Source organism: Mycobacterium leprae TN (assembly GCF_000195855.1).
In the GTDB taxonomy this organism is placed as follows: domain Bacteria; phylum Actinomycetota; class Actinomycetes; order Mycobacteriales; family Mycobacteriaceae; genus Mycobacterium; species Mycobacterium leprae.
The window spans coordinates 678680-695910 of record NC_002677.1 but is presented as its reverse complement, the minus strand read 5'-3'; the positions used below and the strand labels follow the sequence as shown (position 1 = coordinate 695910).

11 protein-coding genes and 3 pseudogenes are annotated in these 17231 nt (G+C 57.1%); 4 read left to right on the top strand and 10 right to left on the bottom strand.

Annotation, left to right across the window (positions count from 1 at the left end):
* Positions 1 to 2: 2 nt before the first annotated feature.
* Positions 3 to 1022, bottom strand: coding sequence for a type I glyceraldehyde-3-phosphate dehydrogenase (gene gap / locus ML_RS02850; protein WP_010907806.1), 1020 nt, complete (start codon positions 1020 to 1022; stop codon positions 3 to 5).
* 471 nt (positions 1023 to 1493) lie between these two features.
* On the opposite strand from gap, the gene ML_RS02845 reads away from it, so the two are divergent.
* A complete protein-coding gene (locus ML_RS02845) occupies positions 1494 to 2300 on the top strand; it encodes a L,D-transpeptidase (RefSeq protein ID WP_197533041.1) in 807 nt (268 codons plus the stop codon).
* 989 nt (positions 2301 to 3289) lie between these two features.
* On the opposite strand, the gene ML_RS17230 is transcribed toward ML_RS02845, so the two are convergent.
* A complete protein-coding gene (locus tag ML_RS17230) occupies positions 3290 to 3418 on the bottom strand; it encodes a hypothetical protein (protein WP_269147058.1) in 129 nt (42 codons plus the stop codon).
* A 3242-nt stretch (positions 3419 to 6660) separates the two neighbouring features.
* Here ML_RS17230 and ML_RS02835 point away from each other — a divergent pair.
* From ML_RS02835 to ML_RS17225, 3 genes and pseudogenes are all read left to right on the top strand, one after another.
* Positions 6661 to 6945, top strand: coding sequence for a hypothetical protein (locus ML_RS02835; RefSeq protein WP_064430319.1), 285 nt, complete (start codon positions 6661 to 6663; stop codon positions 6943 to 6945).
* Positions 6946 to 7187: 242 nt separating this feature from the next.
* A complete protein-coding gene (locus ML_RS18575) occupies positions 7188 to 7427 on the top strand; it encodes an ATP-binding protein (protein WP_081439315.1) in 240 nt (79 codons plus the stop codon).
* A pseudogene (locus ML_RS17225) lies at positions 7388 to 7555 on the top strand (ATP-binding protein); the annotation flags it as partial. The gene ML_RS18575 and the pseudogene ML_RS17225, both read left to right, overlap by 40 nt.
* A gap of 949 nt (positions 7556 to 8504) precedes the next feature.
* Here ML_RS17225 and ML_RS02820 read toward each other — a convergent pair.
* From ML_RS02820 to uvrC, 8 genes and pseudogenes are all read right to left on the bottom strand, one after another.
* Positions 8505 to 9098 (bottom strand): hypothetical protein, encoded by a 594-nt coding sequence (locus tag ML_RS02820; protein ID WP_010907804.1) that lies wholly within the window; start codon positions 9096 to 9098, stop codon positions 8505 to 8507.
* A 1250-nt stretch (positions 9099 to 10348) separates the two neighbouring features.
* Positions 10349 to 10573, bottom strand: coding sequence for a DUF3556 domain-containing protein (locus ML_RS18570; protein WP_368730482.1), 225 nt, complete (start codon positions 10571 to 10573; stop codon positions 10349 to 10351).
* Positions 10524 to 11063, bottom strand: a pseudogene (locus ML_RS15100) (DUF3556 domain-containing protein). Before ML_RS15100 ends, ML_RS18570 begins: the two are co-directional and overlap by 50 nt.
* A 546-nt stretch (positions 11064 to 11609) precedes the next feature.
* A pseudogene (locus ML_RS02810) lies at positions 11610 to 12045 on the bottom strand (wax ester/triacylglycerol synthase domain-containing protein); the annotation flags it as partial.
* 109 nt (positions 12046 to 12154) lie between these two features.
* Positions 12155 to 13132 (bottom strand): DNA-binding protein WhiA, encoded by a 978-nt coding sequence (gene whiA, locus ML_RS02805; RefSeq protein WP_010907803.1) that lies wholly within the window; start codon positions 13130 to 13132, stop codon positions 12155 to 12157.
* Positions 13129 to 14208 (bottom strand): uridine diphosphate-N-acetylglucosamine-binding protein YvcK, encoded by a 1080-nt coding sequence (yvcK, locus tag ML_RS02800; RefSeq protein WP_010907802.1) that lies wholly within the window; start codon positions 14206 to 14208, stop codon positions 13129 to 13131. Before yvcK ends, whiA begins: the two co-directional genes overlap by 4 nt.
* The gene (gene rapZ / locus ML_RS02795) at positions 14205 to 15101 is read right to left on the bottom strand and encodes an RNase adapter RapZ (RefSeq protein ID WP_010907801.1); all 897 of its coding nucleotides are present in this window, start codon (positions 15099 to 15101) and stop codon (positions 14205 to 14207) included. The genes yvcK and rapZ overlap by 4 nt, the downstream gene beginning before the upstream one ends.
* Positions 15098 to 17041 carry an excinuclease ABC subunit UvrC gene (uvrC, locus tag ML_RS02790; protein ID WP_010907800.1) on the bottom strand — a complete coding sequence of 648 codons (1944 nt, stop codon included), beginning with the start codon at positions 17039 to 17041 and terminating at the stop codon, positions 15098 to 15100. The genes rapZ and uvrC overlap by 4 nt, the downstream gene beginning before the upstream one ends.
* Positions 17042 to 17231 lie beyond the last annotated feature (190 nt).

The window sequence follows — 17231 nt, the reverse complement described above, 5'->3', positions numbered from 1 at the left end:
GGCTAAAGTGACTTGCCAACCAGGCCGACCAGATCAACCAGACGGTTGGAGTAGCCCCACTCGTTATCGTACCAGGACACCACCTTGGCCTGGCTGGCGATAACTTTGGTAAGGCCGGAGTCGAAGATCGAACTGTGCGGGTCGGTGACGATGTCGCTAGAGACGATCGGGGCATCAACGTACTTCAGGATGCCTTTAAGCCGACCCTCAGCGGCGTCCTGAAACACCGCGTTGATCTCATTGACACTGACGCACTTGGACAAGTCGGCTGTCAGGTCGGTAACCGAGCCGGTAGGGATCGGCACCCGCAGTGCGTAACCGTCAAGCTTACCCTTAAGCTCAGGCATCACCAGGCCGATCGCCTTGGCCGCACCGGTAGAGGTCGGCACAACGTTCAGCGCGGCAGCGCGGGCACGACGCAGGTCAGAATGCGGTCCATCCTGCAGGTTCTGGTCTTGAGTGTACGCGTGGACGGTGGTCATCAAACCCTTAACGATGCCGAATTGGTCGTGCAGCACTTTCGCCAGCGGTGCAAGGCAATTCGTCGTACACGACGCATTGGAGATGATGTTCTGGCTGCCGTCGTACTTGTCGTCGTTGACCCCGAACACGATGGTGATATCGGGATCAGTGGCAGGTGCCGAAACGATCACTTTCTTGGCGCCGGCCTCCAAGTGCCCTTTGGCCTTGGCCGCGTTGGTGAACAAGCCGGTCGACTCGACGACAACGTCGACGCCGAAGGCATGCCACGGCAATGCCGCTGGACCTTCTCGAACCGCAAGAGCCTTGATTTTCTCGGAGCCAACCACGATTGTATCCTCTTCCTCGAGGCTAACATCGTGTGGCAGCCGGCCCAGGATGGAGTCGAATTTGAGCAGGTACGCCAGCGTGCTGTTGTCGGTGATGTCGTTGATGGCGACTACTTGCACGTCGGCAATACCATGTTCCTGTTGGGCCAATAACGCCCGGTAGAAGTTGCGTCCGATGCGGCCGAAGCCGTTAATGCCCACGCGGACCGTCACTGGTCTCTCCCTTGTCGTCTTCAATCGGCTAATGAACTGCTCGCCGTCACCCTAGATCAATGACAGGTAGCCGAAGTCATGGACCGGTTGAGCATGTCACACTGCAGCAGCTACGCCTAACAAGCGTCGATGGACGCATATAACTCATATAAATATAGAATATACGATAACTCATATAACTATATATAGAACATACGACCGAGACTGTCCGCCGCTAATCCTGGGGGCCGGTGTCTGCAAACAGCCGCTGAACACATATCAACTTCTCGGTCACCATGCCGATACAACACAGCTGGATACCGAGTCGCGGCAGCGGAATACGAGCATCTCCCCCAGGTGCTGAACGCGCAACTAAAACTTGACCGAGACTTGACCAAGCTATCTAGCGCGTGCGTACCCGCTCACTCGGCATGGACCCCTACCATCGCCAACATCAACAACATTTTGGTCATCTCAAAGGTGATGGGAATTATGCGGGCAGCAATTCGAGGTGTTCTTGTGGTGATCGGGATCGCGGCGACGGTGATCGCGGGACCGGTGCGTGTAAGCCTAGCGGCGGTGAACCATGCGCATGGCTTCGCCATCACGTCAATTCTACCTACACGGGACGCGGTGGTGGGTGTGGCGCACCCCGTGGTAGTGACATTCGGCGCACCCGTCACTAACCGTAAGGCGACCGAGCTTTCCCTTAAAGTGCGCTCGGCGCCAGCGATGAACGGCAAGTTTGACTGGCTCGACAGCAAAGTTGTGCAGTGGGTTCCTGACCGCTATTGGCCAGAGCACAGCACGATCGCACTCACGGTGGGCAACCTGTCCACCAACTTCAAAACGGGTCCTGCCATTCTCGGTATTGCGGATATCTCGAATCACACGTTCACGGTGACGATCGACGGAGTCGAGGCGGAGACACCCCCTCCACTGCCTTCACCCCACCATCGGCCCCACTGGGGAGAAGAAGGGGTGATGCCGGCCTCGATGGGTAAGACAGAATTCCCGACACCTACCGGTAAGTATACCGTCATGTCCAAGGATCGCTCGGTGATTATGGATTCGAGTAGTGTCGGCATACCTGTCGACGATCCCGAGGGGTACAGGCTCTCGGTGGATTACGCCGTCCGTATCAGCAGCCGTGGCCTCTACATCCATTCGGCTCCGTGGGCGGTGCAGTCAATGGGTTTTGATAACACCAGCCACGGCTGCATTAGCTTAAGCCCTGCCGACGCAGAATGGTACTACAACACAGTTAACATTGGTGACCCGGTAATCGTGAAGGAATAACGGGTGTACACTCGCTTTTTCCAAGACGTGGCAATGGAAAATCGATTGAAAGTTGACACCATCGTCTGTCTGGATGATCTATATCTATACGAGTGAAGAGCAGTCGTTCAAGGGCACCCGTAATCGGGAGTAGTCGAGAATCGCGGATAAATTAGCATTCACCGATTGTCGTTGCCGATTGTTTCGCTAAGAGACACGGAGGCGGTTGAGGCCAAGGCGTTCAAGATTCGCCTAGAGGCCGGAATTGGACACCACCCATGTCGTGGTAGTGTTACCGTTACATTACAGCTATCTTAGCAGATTCTAAGCTAGCTTAGCTAGTCTCAGCGAAGCTAAATTGTTGAGTCAAGTTTAACATGCCAGGTTAGGTAGTTGGTGTTAGGAATCGAATTATTTTGTGCGACTGAAGGTTTCGAGAGCAATCTTGTAATTACGAAAAGCTGCTTGCAGTGGCGGTGTGGTCGGCGAAGTGATGGATGCCCAACTAAGATGCAACAGCCAGTCAACCAACCACGGCTCAAGGTCATACGGCCTACCGGCACGCCGTTCACGGCCTTCACCCGCCAAATCAAGACAACCCCAGACACGCATAACCGGACTGGGGCAAACGCCGGTTAGCACTAAAGGCGTAGGCTTCGATGCTCGATACGCTTCTGCTGCAACATGACCTGACCGAGCTAGCCTACGCTACCATGAATAGCGTGGCAGCCATCCTCTCGATTGTCGTTGCAAGCGCGCCCTGGCGTGGTTTGACACGTTCGATGCGAACCGGGTCACCGCTGCACGGCATGTTGGGGATGACCACCTCAGCATAGCTGCCCAAACAAGCAAATTAACCCAGCGAACCGAACTGCTTGCACCCGACTCGAGCAATGAGCTTGAGCACGAACGGATCCCTCCACCAACTCGGGTTAAGCAAGCATCGTCATCACGCACCACGGCACCGGTACGACGACATGAACGACAACCCCGGCACCGATATACAAATCTCAACCCGCCCAGTCGTCCTCGCAACCCAATTCGCCAACGTAATTGATAAGATGTTCGGCCGTCGACACCGCGGACCAGTCCCCGTCAGGGGATTCGGCCCCCAGATTGCGTACTGTGTTCGTAGCCACGATATGCAAGAAATCATGTCCAGCTGTGTCCCGGATGTTACCATCACGATGAAGAATTCCACCACACGGTCGTCCTATTCGTCAGAAGGATTGGTCGTGATCGCATCCCCACCACTGCATCCAGGCCAAGCTCGTCAGTGTCCGATTAGAGTTCCTCCGTGACAGCGCCCTACGGAGTGCTGGTTACCAAACGCACATATCGACCCCGTAGGACCGTCACGCGGCGTGTAAGCCCGGGCCGGGTCGTGTTTTACCATGGTGTCGCCGGGAAAAATGATCTCGATCTGCAGAGCGGGCGTGTCCGGACCGGGCAAAGCAAGGAATTGCGCACAACTATCCAGCAGCGCACCATATCGCTTGGGAAGCTTGGCGGTAATTCATTTCGGGTCTTGAAGTCCACGAAACCGTAGGCGCAGTGACCGACTACGCCACCGAGGCCGAGGAAGCTCCCTCCTCACCCTGCGTTGACTGCACTAGGTAATGTCAGAGCCGGTCAACGAACGCGCCTGTCATTCGCTTACAATTCCCTCGAGTTTTACGTAGCGGGCTAAGCTAAAGTTACTGCTCCATAAAGCCTTCTGAACTGATGTAGACGCAGAATTAATACGATTCTGGAGTAACCAAAAATTCTGGCTACCTTCGATGTGATCTGGCATGTCTTTCAACGCCGATCTTTTTCCGCAGCACAGCCCATTTCAGTGATCAGATGCGCGATGTAACCAGAATAGCTCGGCTCCGCTCAAAATATAAAAACCGAGGTTAACTCAATTTTTGTGTAAACAGGCAGCAGGAACTTCGAAGTAGGTCGTTGGTGTTATGCGGCGAAGGAACTGTTCTGGAGCTGTCGGAGATTATTGGTTCATGTCACTTCGGTCGGGGTGGCTGTCTGCTGGTAGCGCTGTTCGTATGCGACTGGTGGTCGGTATTGGATTGATATTGATGAGGTGGAGTCTCGATCGTGTTGTACTAGTGCACCCAGGAGGTGGTTTCCCGTTCCAGTTCGACGCGACCGGTGAAGGTCGCATGTTGGTCGATTAATTCAGATTTGTACCGTCCCTATAGCAGAATCCATAAACACGTTGTCCAAAGCGTCGCCGACACTGCTGATGGATCCGGCGATACCGGCCTCGTGCAGCGCCTCGGTGAACGCGATCGACGTATATTGATCCCGCGTCCAAGTGATGAATCAAATCGGTTATAGAGAATGGAGCTATGTGCAATAGGGGGTGAGTAGCGTCTGCTCAAGCACCGATGTGACCAAGCACCCGCGGTCTTGCTGGTCATCACCTGCCAGCCCAGGATGGGGTGGGAGAACACGTCCACACAAAACGTGGTATGGCACACCCTTTGCAGCGTCCACACATATGTGCAATCCCTTACCTGCCACTGATCCGGGTAATGACAGCATTGAGCAGGAACGATCGAGCCGGTCGGGATGCTGCGGCGGCGAAGACTTGTCGTACTCAGTCGTACGAATGCTGCACTTATTGCAGCCTACATCGTCAATACCGGCGATACACATCAGCCGTGTCGCCCTGTCTGGACCTCAACTGTGACCTGCGTGTGTAGTGGCGGGCTAAAGCCTGTGCACACAGTAAGATCGGTAGGTTAGCCATCCACAGATCAAACAGGATCTTGCCGTCGTACGTGTCGGTAAGATCGGCTGCCCGCACAAAACCCTGCTGCTTGACGGTGTAGTAGGTAGACGGGGGGACCTGCACGTCAGCCTGCTCAAACATGTACATGACAGATTGGATCGACCCGCATTCTTCGCGGTGGACATTGATGTACTCTGCAAAGAATTGCGCGCGAAAGGATCACCGCAGTCGGCGATCGACTTCCGCCGCGGTGAAAAACGCGTTCGCTATTCGCAGAATCTCGTTGACAAGCTTCAATTCTTGCACTTCACGCTCACGCTCGGCCTAATCGCGCCTCTGGCTACCACCGGAGCCCACCTGACTTCTCCCGCTATCCTCGTTGCCGCTCCCACAACTCCCGCGAGTACTTCCACTGTGATGCCATCCATACTTACCCTCTCCCTGTACAAAAAGCCTCCAGCGAAACCAAGAAACAATTCAACAGCCGTATTGTGTGGCTGAAATTTCCGAAAGTAATGTTGTAGGGGCACGAAGCTACTTGCAGTGGTGGCGTACCGGTGTAGTCAGTGAGGTGTATCAGGACGATAGATTAGGAATCGGTCATGCACGCAGGTCAGGAAATGGGCAATGTGTAGGCCGTACTCGGTGCATGGTATAGCAGCGGCTGTACTCAAGGCCTCCCGCCGCTCAATTTATAAAGCGACAATCCTACTCATCGAAAGTGACTATCCCCTAGAGGCGACTCGCCGTTTGCAATCCGCTGGTTGTAGGTAGACCCAGTCTTGGCTGTGAGCGTTGGATTACGAAAGTAATTAGAAGGGAACATGTCTCGGATGTTCGCATGAGAGTTCGTTGTGTAAGTACAGGAACTAAATAAACAGGGCTGGACAGTCAACCCGATCGCCCACCATTTACCATTTAGGAGTAACCCAGGTCACGGTGCGCGGATATCTGGCTAGTGAACAGATTTCCACTGGCAAGCCCGCTGGACGCTGGGCCCGTTGGCTCAGTATGTCGAGTAACGTCAGCTGCGATTGGCAGCCGATCCGCATCTGTGCGACTACCACGTTATTCAACGAGGTCACCACACTGGGTTGCACTAGACTGTATTCGGTGTTTACTCGAGTGCTTCGCAAACGAGCGTTGTGCCCGCTGCGCCGTTATACAAGCAGATCCGAAGGCCCGATCGGGCGGTGATCGAGCATCCATTGGGTGCTGAAAACCAATGGGATTGGGTGGCATTTTCCGATCCTGCGGCCTTGTGAGGGCTGAGGTAAAACGGCCAGTGTGCTGATTGGGACGTTTGTCGCATTAGGGACGCGGCTAACTGAGTTGACCAATCAGCCGCATCTGGCGGAGAGCTTGGACATGGTGGCACTTTGACTGGATGCTCACGGTGGCCTAGCCGCACAGTAGCCGACTTTAGATGTTGTTTGAGCCAATCACCCGTAACTATACGGTCGGTATTGACGTGTGCCCACGCCTATCACGCCTGGTGCAAGGGCGCGGTGGTCGCGATGATCGCTCAATACTGGTGGCGCACGATGCACAACCAGGCACGGATTTCGTTCCGCGCCAAAAGCTATTCGATGCCACCCGAGTAACGCAGGCCGACGTCTGCTGGTTTGTCAACTGTGCGGTGAGTTGAAGTTGGACGTGGTCACCTACACCGGGGTGATGCTGGCCCGGCACCACCGCACACCTGATAGCGCCGGCACGGTGGTGTGCGCCGCTTATCATGTAGTAGCCCCGAAGAAGGTTATGCTGACCAATTGTCCGACAGGCCTAGATGTCGACGCAAACACCGACACCGAACCACCGCGCAGGAGCTGGCCACGGCCGACCGGATCCGACAGAACAACCAGACGCTGCCCAGCTGAGCAGGTAGTGACCGATGTCGCGCTACACCGCAATCACCCCGACCAATAATACAGGGACAGAACCTATGAGCACCACCACAATAGCCAGGCCTCCCCCTACGCGATTATCTGCACGTACTTCGGCTTCCGCGGCGACCGAGGTGCAGACAGGGATGTTGGATGACGGACTGTATCAGGATCTGTCTACAGTGGCCATGCTCGAACAGCTATTAGTAGTTGGTTTATCTGCCAACCGACTTCCGTTTCGATGAGTTCGATTTCATCGCCCAGCCCGGCGTTGCTTGAGAACTCATCCGCGAGCTGGCTTCGTTACGGCTCCTCGACAACATCGGCAATGTGATTTTTGTCGTGCCACCGGGTACCGGCAAGACTATGCTGGCCACCGAGTTGGCCCGTGCGGCAGTCCAGACCGATCATCGCGTCTACTTCACCACCGCCTGTCGATGGTGTGACCAAGCGTTGCCACAAAGGTTGCACTCGAAGGCCAGTGGACCACTCGCATGCGGTTCTTGTCCGGTCCACGGTTACTGATCATCGACGAATGCGGGCCCCTCCACAATCCCGATTCCGAAGCCAACACCGCGCTCTTCGAAGTGATTGCTCATCACTACCTGAAATCATCGACAATTTTCACCTTGCATACCGGCATAGCCGTGTAGTGCTGAGCACCTCTGCAACCCGCTATTCGTCGCTGCGGTTTTAGATCGATTGTTGCACAACGAGATAGTGGTCTACATCGATGTCCACCATATCGGATGCGTGCTCACCAGCAAAGCAGGGATGCGCTTAACAGCGCGTTGCACCCCGAGGCCAAACCATGACCATTGCCAACTGTCTCAGTTGTGGGCACCGCCATCACGGTCAACACTGACGACACCACACGGATCCAAACCCCAGGAAGCGATCACATAGCACTACCCCGAACAAGGGCCAAAGCGGTCAATTTTCATTGAGCAAAACTGGGTTGCTTTCGATGAGCGCCAACACGGACAGGACATCGCTAACAAATCACGCTATGGCCATGATGGACTATGGTCATTCGACCGCCCAGCATAGGCCAACCAACTGCATACACGGTTCATATATCTCATACATCAGCGCCGCTCTTCCCGGTCACGGGTCTCACCCCGTCCGACCGGAGCCCCCCGAAACCCATACAACCCCAGGGACACATCACCGGGCTGGGGTGCGCAACCCTGGGGAGTCACTCTGCCGCAGATTGAGGACCTTCCCGACCAACATCGACGTCGGTGGCGTCCGGTCTATCGCGCAACCCTAACATAATTTAATTACCATGGCCCGTCTATGCCTTGCTACCGGCAGCAAATCTTACCAACAGGATCCCCATAAGTACCGACAAGCTACAGACCCCTCTTATTTAGCCGCTATGGCTGACACATCTGTGTCTCCTAGTACTAGCAGACACGGACTGTCAAAGAGATACGTTAATTTTAGCATTTCAATCACGCAACGAAATCGTATCCAACCGGCAGGTAAGCCACCCCCACCGAGAGGCCGGGAATTAGGCAAGGCCAGGCCCATTCGGGCCGCTGCAACACATCTGCGAACGGCTAACCCAACCGAACCACTGACACCTACGAATCAGAACTACCTGACCGGTGGTGCCGCCTCCCCACAGCACAAAAGAGGCGTGGCAGCCGCCACCACGGGTGCGGCGGCAGGAGGCGCCTCGACGCTGGCAGGCGGACCGGGCAGAACCACTAAACCAGACAAAGCCGCCTGCGGCGAAGCAGTCGGCACGCCCTTACCCGCCAAAATCCCACTCCCCAAAGCCGCCGAATCCTCAGCCAGTAGAGGTCCTACTGCCGGAGCAACCCCAGGCGGCACCACCGGGGGAAACCCACCAGGCGGCACCACCGGGGGAAACCCACCAGGCGGCACCACCGGGAGAAACCCACCAGGCGGCACCACCGGGGGAAACCCACCAGGCGGCACCACCGGGGGAAACCCACCAGACGGCACCACCGGTACAGACGGCACGGCCCCTGCGACCGGACCAGGCAGAACCGCCGGAACGGCTGCAGGCACAGCACCCAGACCGGCCATCTGCTCAATGCATGTGGGACCGCCCGTTGGCATTGACAGCGGTGCAGCCGCTGCGCTGGGACTGAACGCCAAAGCGGCCCCGCACAACCCGGCGCTGACAAGTATTGCGGTGTTGAATCGATCAAAAACCTTCAACGCTAACTCCCTTATTTTCCCTTATTTGTCGCTAACTCCCTGTATCCTTTGTGTCCTTTTTTCATACCCAATATACCTCCGCTAATCGCGGCTAAACAGCACCTTAGCGTTTGTGCCGACATCTTGCCTAGGTAGACTACGAATTGGTTGTCTAATCGATGTAGAACAATTGCAGAACCGATGTGAAATACAAACCATGCCGTAACCGTGTCTTTTCCACACAATGACTGATGGCGTCGTTGGACGTGCCCAACCGTGGGCCCAGGACCTGACCAACCGCCCATCGTCATCACCTGCCGTAAGAGCTAAGTTACGTTGTTAGCGTGGATGGGGAATTCATCACCCGGCTCGAGCCGCGGCTGGCGGGTCAGCATGTACGCGACCTCGACGTAACCCGCCTCTAATCACCGCGGCGGTGTTGGCGTCGAGAATGCGTTACCTCTGCTTTTAGATATGGATCTAGATATGGATCGGTTGCCCTTCGCGGATAATGACACGGACGTCACCCTCGTCGAAGTTGCACCGCCGCTACAGCGCGGCCCGTAACTGCTCGCTGTGCAGGTGACCTTCACTTAAGTTCCAGACTGACCAAGCGACCCGGCAACTATTTCGCCCTCGACGAACACGGTAGCCGGCTTAATTGCCTATTATCGGGGCGACAGCCCGCTGAGCACCCGGCTATACGTGTTCATCGCGCGGAACCCTGTCATCTAGTCTGACATCATTTGGTCTGGTCAGCCACTCCTGTACAGCTTGGCCAGCTGATTGGCAACGAGCGCGGAGCTGTTGACAATATTGATCTCTCCACTATTTTTACTTTGGTCTCTCCACTATTTCTTCAGCGTCAAAGCGGAAACACGACAAGCTGGTGGCCCTGTTTCCGACAGGGGTAGTGCATTGCGGACAGGAACCAAATTTTTTTCCGGTAACGGGTTCCCCGATCATTACGGCCACCGCGGCGATCACCAGAGCCAACACGCAGCGGTCGCCGAAGGTCGGCGGCACGGGTCGAGTCATAGTGTCCGAAGAGGTAAAATAAAGAACACGTCCCGCTCCAACGGAACTACCATCGGGAAGTTGGACAGGATGTTTGAATCGGAAAATCACCATGAAACCGATAAGAAACCACCACAGTTCACCACCAGTGTCCAGGACCAGAATCCCGGAGCAAGAAATTCCGCGGTGGTGCCACAGACATTGGCCATCAACTTCGGTAACTAGGAGGGGCGCAGGTCGTTGATCGGGTCGATCTAGAACATGTGCTTGATCGGGTTAAACAGCTTGCTTCGCAGTAACGCATTATTGCTGTTCATCACTGCAACGACGTACGGGAAGTGGTGATTCACCTTTCCCCATCTCTGCGCAAGCATGATGCGCCTGAAAGCTACAATTTGATCGATGAACGGGAAAAGAACACGAAAAATTTCAGCCAATAACGCTCTCCACGAGCAACCAGAAAAAAATGGCTCTGGCACGCAGACCTAACAGCACCAACACGCCAATGGTCGGCACCACCAGAACGGGGTTGATCAAGCCGACGTTGCCCGCAGCGGTGAGACCGAGCCCGCCTTGATCGATTAGCCGGGTGACAACAGTGTCTACGTTCCGCCGAGCAACACGATGACCGTAGAGTACGACACCGGCACTGCCACGAATATCACCACTGGTGAGTAGAACCTTGACTGGCCAAGTCGGAAGTCGAATTATTTTGGGCAGCAACTAATAAAAGCAACCACCGATCGGTGGAATGAACCTACCGGTCAGCGAGCCGAATACGCAACCGGGGCCTAAAACCTCGAACAGCAACGTGAAAACGATGACTTCCTGGTACAGGATTGTCTGTATCCACCAGTCGCCGATGTGACCCAGGCCGCCCAGGCCAAGGGATAGCCCAGGGAATGAGAAATGATCACGGCAGGGGCGACAGTATACACCGCGATTCTTGAGCAGGAACAGCAGATACACCGCAAGGGAGTTCCGAAGCCGTGTTGAACCCAGTGTTAGGTCACAACTTGCAGCCGCCTTGCCCGCGGCGCGGTCTGCCAGGTGTCACGATCGACGTCCGGAAGCTCCGGTGTAATGAATCCCACGGCAGCCTCATTCTACGTGTCCAACCAATTGGCGAATTCAATGTATTCCGTTAGCGCACAACGACGTCTCCCCAGATAATACAAATCTAGGCACCGGTCTGGAGTTTTGCGCCCGACTCCTCACCACGCGCGGATCCTTACTCGATGCTGCCACACGAGGCTCCTCCGGTCCTACCGGACCACGGACCGCGCCCCTAGTAAAGAGATCTGGGCAACCACGCCCAAGACCGGAACGGGAAATCGCCGCTGCAGGTTTTCGATCACTCCCTGGCTCCTTTGCCAGTTCTGTTCTTTTACGAGCGCTAAGCCCAGAAAGCCGGGGGCTTTGGGTATTGCCTCCAACTTCGGCTATGACGATCGCTTTTTGGTATTTTATCAACCCGTCATCTACATTGGATTAGCAGTCCCAGAAGACGCCCTAGACCCCATCAACGATGGCATGACACGCATTTTGGTCAGCGTCGCGATGCGGCCACCGCTGACGTCCTCGATCACCCAGAGTTCCCACAACGATCGTGAGCGGTCTAGTTTTGTAGGACATCAGGCCGGTCCGCGAGCTCGTCAAGTTCACGTCGACATCCAAGACCAGGAACCGGTACGGGAGAACGTAGAAGTCGACGTCAAAGTCGTCGTCTTCAACAAACCGCAGCCGGTCCAGCCCGGGCTAGGACGCCGATAACCCGCCACCGCAACTGCAGTAACTCAGACAGCCGCTCGTTGATCAGATCGCGGAGTCTCTGAAAGCTGTAATCGGGAGCGTTAGTGGGATCGCAGATCGTCAACGCACCAACATGCATGTGCCATAACGCTGTCTCTGCAGACCAAAACGCCACATCAACACTCGAAAGCTGCTTCATGCCCCGAACACAACCGTAGCACGCGAGCCGCACAGAACTATCCCGAACAATCACACAACCCGACCCAACTCTTCCTCACACCGTTGCGCGGCACACATGGTCGTTGAGCTTAAGCGTCCTCCAACAAGTCCGGCGTGACCGCGGACTCGGTGTCGGGGATACCTTCGACCTTCGCTTTGCGATCAGCCATCGACAATAACCGCCGAATACGTCCTGCCACAGCGTCTTTCGTCATCGGCGGGTCGGCGAGTCGACCCAGTTCCTCCAGCGAAGCTTGTCGATATTCGACGCGAAGTTTACCTGCCGAGGCCAGATGATCGGGCACCGTATCCCCGAGTATCTCCAACGCCCGCTCCGCTCTGGCGGCCGCCGCGATTGCAGCACGCGCCGAACGGCGTAGATTGGCGTCGTCAAAATTGGCGAGCCGGTTGGCCGTCGCCCGGACTTCGCGACGCATCCGACGTTCCTCCCAGACCAGCCGGGTGTCCTGGGCGCCCATTCGAGTCAGCAGCACGCCGATCGCCTCACCGTCGCGCACCACCACACGATCGGCGCCACGCACCTCGCGTGCTTTAGCATTCACTCCTAGCTTACGCGCCGCACCCACCAGCGCCAGCGCGGCCTCCAGACCAGGGCAGCTGACCTCCAATGCCGACGAACGTCCCGGTTCAGTCAGTGATCCATGCGCCAAAAACGCCCCTCGCCACACAGCTTCAGCATCGATAAGACTGCCGCCCACGACCTGTGCCGGCAAACCGCGTACCGGGCGACCACGCATGTCAAGAAGACCAGTCTGACGTGCCAGTGCCTCACCGTCGTTAGCCACCCGCAGCACATACCGAACACTCTTGCGAATCCCGCTGGCCGACAAGACATGTACAACAGCATTGTAACCGTACAGGTCAAAAATGTCCTTGCGCAGCCGGCGCGCGATATTTTCCAGGTCAACCTCAGCTTCGATCACCACACGACCACCGACGATGTGCAACCCTCCAGCAAACCTCAGCAGAGACGTGACTTCCGCACGACGAGCGCTGATCGATTTCACCGCCAGGCGGCTCAATTCGTCCTTGACTTCGATCGTCATCGCCACGCGTCGTCACCCCTTGGTCCCTTGCCAACCGGTCCATTCACCCCGGTCTGTGGACGTTTACCATCAAGCCGTATCTGTTCGGTGGCCGCCACCGTAGGCGCTGACGAGTCCTGGTTACCCACCCGCACCCCGTCCAGGGCTGTAGCCAGCTTGCCCGGGTCATGTAAAGATGTACCAGGTCTGGCCACGTCGACGAAGTGAACCTCGGCCTGCAGCAATGTCGCGGCGCGGCGTAGCTGCTCCCGTTCCCGGTTATTCGGCACTCGGTCGGCGTCGATGATGATGTCGTGGACGGTGAACCCGGGCGCGTGTTGAGCAAGCACGTGCAGGTGACGCTCCACGGAAAATCCCGCCGTCTCCCCCGGCCCTGCCGCCAAGTTGAGCACCAGCGCTCGTCGGGCGGTGGTGGCCCGCAACGCCGTGACAAGCCCAGGTACCAGGACATGCGGAATCACGCTAGTGAACCACGACCCCGGCCCTAGCACCACTAAGTTGGCAGCCATGATAGCGTCAACAGCCTGCCTGGTCGCAGGCGGATCTACCGGAAGCAACCGCACCCGCCGCACCTTGCCCGGTGTGGACGCGATCGCCACCTGGCCACGGATCAGCCGGAATATCCGTGGGTCGGCCTCCAGACCGGAGACGTCGGCTTCTATCTGCAGCGCGATCGGACACATCGGCAGCACCCTGCCTTTGACCCCGAGGATGCGTCCAACCTCATCGAGTGCAGCGACCGGATCGGCCAGCACCTCACTGAGGCCAGCCAGCATCAAATTGCCGATCGGATGTCCGGCCAGAGCACCGCTGCCGCCGAAGCGGTGCTGCAGGATGGTTGCCCACAGTCGTCCATACGGGCTGTCGGATGCCAACGCCGCCAAGGCCATTCGCAAATCACCCGGTGGCACCACACCCAATTCACTGCGCAGCCGGCCCGAGGAGCCTCCGTCATCAGCCACCGTCACGATCGCTGTGACGTAGGGGGTAAGCCGACGGGCTGCCGACAGCGTCACGTACAGACCGTGCCCACCACCCAGTGCAACGATGCTTGGAGGACTTCCAGGCGAGATCATTCGCGACCCAGATCCCGGTGCAGCACCCGCACCGACAATTGCAGATCCGACTGTAGCAGTCCCATTAATGCTTCCGCGATCGCCACGCTGCGATGTTTGCCACCGGTGCAACCTATAGCGACTGTCATATAGCGCTTCCCCTCCCGTCGGTAGCCGTCGACAACCAGAGAAAGCAATCGACGATAAGTCCGCAGAAACTCAGCCGCGCCGGGCTGGCCCAGCACATAGTCGCGCACCGCCGAATGCTGGCCAGTGAGTGAACGTAACTCGTCGACCCAATGCGGATTCGGCAGGAACCGCACATCCATGACGATGTCGGCGTCCATCGGCAGGCCGTACTTGAAGCCGAAGGACTCCACAGTGACGCTGGTAGTCGCGCTGGCATCACCGCCGAACGCACGCTCGATGCTTTCCCGCAAGCCGGGCACGGACAACGCCGATGTGTCGATAATCAAGTCGGCCGTAGCACGAACCGGAGCCAACATCCTACGCTCAGCGGCAATGCCCTCGGCCAACGTCTGCTCGCCCTGCAGTGGATGGCTGCGTCGATTCTGTTCGTAGCGGCGCACCAACATGTCGTCAGATGCTTCCATGAACACCACACGCGGAATGATGTTGCGGGTGGCGAGTTCGCGGCGCACCGAGTCCAGATCGCCGGTGAAGCCACGTGATCGCACATCCATCACCACCGCCAGCTGGGTGATCCGCGATCCGGCCGCCAACCCGAAATCCACCATCCAGGTGATCAGCTGAGGCGGGAGGTTGTCAGCGACATACCAGCCAAGGTCCTCTAGCACCTTGGCCGCGGTGCCGCGCCCGGCCCCGGACAACCCGGTCACCAGAACGACGTCGATTTCGGCCGAGGCGTCTCCCGGGTGGTTGTTCCCACTCATTCCGAGGCCTCAGATGAATCCGGTCGCAGCGCCTCGAGGACGGCAGTAGCCGTTGCCACGCCGATACCCGGAACGGCAGTGATCTGTTCTACGGTGGCATCTTTGAGGCGGGCTATAGATCCGAAGTGGGTAACCAGCGCTTTGCGGCGATGCGCTCCCAACCCCGGCACCGAATCCAGCGCCGATGCGGTCATTCGCTTGGATCGCTTGCTGCGATGGTAGGTGATGGCAAATCGATGTGCCTCATCACGAACCCGCTGCAGCAGAAACAGGGCCTCGCTGTTGCGCGGCATGATGACCGGGTACGGCTCGAACGGCACCCACACCTCTTCGAGCCGCTTGGCCAGACCAATCACAGCCACATCAATGATACCGAGTTCCTCAAGCACGGTGCTGGCCGCATTGACTTGTGGCGCGCCACCGTCAACGACATACAGATTAGGCGGATAGGCAAATCGGTGTGATTTTCCTTCCGGAGAAAGCAGATTCGTATCGTTCTGATCGTGAAGATGCTGCAGGAATCGGCGTCGAGTCACCTCAGCGATGGAGGCAACATCATCAGAGCGCCCGTTCCCAGCAGCTTTCCGGATCCCGAAGTGTCGGTAGTCCGACTTGCGCGGCAAACCGTCCTCGAATACGACCAGAGAGCCCACCACGTCGGTGCCCTGCACGTGGCTTATATCGACGCATTCAATTCGCAGTGGTGCATAGGATAAACCCAGTGTGTCTTGAATATTCTGCAACGCAGCGGATCTAGAGTTAAAGTCACTGGCACGCTTCAGTTTGTGTTGCTGCAATTCTTCTTTCGCGTTTCGCTGCACCGTCTCAGCTAGCGCACGTTTGTCGCCGCGCCGTGGCACCCGCAGCGCGACCCGGGATCCACGCAGACCGGACAGCCAACTGGCCAACTCGTCGGCGTTGGAGGGTAAACACGGCACCAACACCTCGCGGGGAACCGGGTTAGCGGATTCGTCTGCAACAAAGTCTAACTCCGCCTGTTCGCCATAGAACTGTGCCAGGAATTGCTCCACCAATTGCTCCTCCCCGGTATCACCAGGGTCATCGGACTTTTCAACAATCCAGCCGCGCTGGCCACGCACCCGCCCGCCGCGAACGTGGAACACCTGCACCGCCACCTCCAGTTCGTCGTAGGCGAATGCCACTACGTCAGCGTCAGTACCATCGCCGAACACCACCGCCTGTTTCTCCATAGCCCGCTTGAGTGCAAAAAGGTCGTCACGAAGCCGGGCTGCTCGTTCGAAATCGAGTTGCTCTGCAGCTGCGCTCATTTTTCGTTCCAAGTCACGGGCATACCGATCGGTCTTGCCGGACAAGAAGTCGCAAAAATCTGCCACGATTTGACTATGCTGCTCGGCACCAACCCTGCCCACACACGGCGCCGCACATTTGTCAATGTAACCAAGTAGGCATGGACGATCGATTTGCTTGTGCCGCTTGAACACTCCAGGTGAACAGGTTCGTGCTGGAAACACCCGGGTGAGCAGATCCAGCGTTTCCCGAATGGCCCACGCGTGCGAGTACGGTCCGAAATAGCGCACGCCCTTGCGCCGGGGACCGCGATAGACCATCAGTCGAGGAAACTCCTCACCCAGGGTGACGGCCAATACCGGATAGGACTTGTCGTCGCGGTAGCGGATGTTGAAGCGCGGATCGAATTCCTTGATCCAATTGTACTCCAACTGCAGAGCCTCAACCTCAGTGTTGACCACTGTCCACTCGACCTTGGCTGCAATGGTCACCATTTGCCGAGTCCGCGGGTGCAGGTTCGCGACGTCGGCAAAATACGATGCCAGCCGGCTACGCAGGCTTTTGGCCTTGCCTACGTAAATGACGCGCCCGTACGGATCCCGGAATCGGTACACACCAGGCTCGACCGGGATGGATCCGGTCGCGGGGCGATACGTCGCGGGATCTGGCACGCATCTAGGCTAGTGGTCGCTCACAGGGACCACTAGAAAGGCTGGTGTCCGTCGAGCTAGTCCGATCAAGGAAAACTATCCACTCCTCACAGGGACCTTCGAACAACCAATTCGAGCCACCCACTAGAGTCCCCGGTTGCGATACGCCAACCTACGGAGATATCATGTCCAATTATGTCAATAACGTGAC

Excerpts from the sequence above, each read along its gene's own strand:
- ML_RS02845 (WP_197533041.1), top strand. The coding sequence starts at position 1,494 with ATGCGGGCAGCAATTCGAGGTGTTCTTGTGGTGATCGGGATCGCGGCG.
- yvcK (WP_010907802.1), bottom strand. The coding sequence starts at position 14,208 with ATGATCTCGCCTGGAAGTCCTCCAAGCATCGTTGCACTGGGTGGTGGG.
- rapZ (WP_010907801.1), bottom strand. The coding sequence starts at position 15,101 with ATGAGTGGGAACAACCACCCGGGAGACGCCTCGGCCGAAATCGACGTC.
- whiA (WP_010907803.1), bottom strand. The coding sequence starts at position 13,132 with ATGACGATCGAAGTCAAGGACGAATTGAGCCGCCTGGCGGTGAAATCG.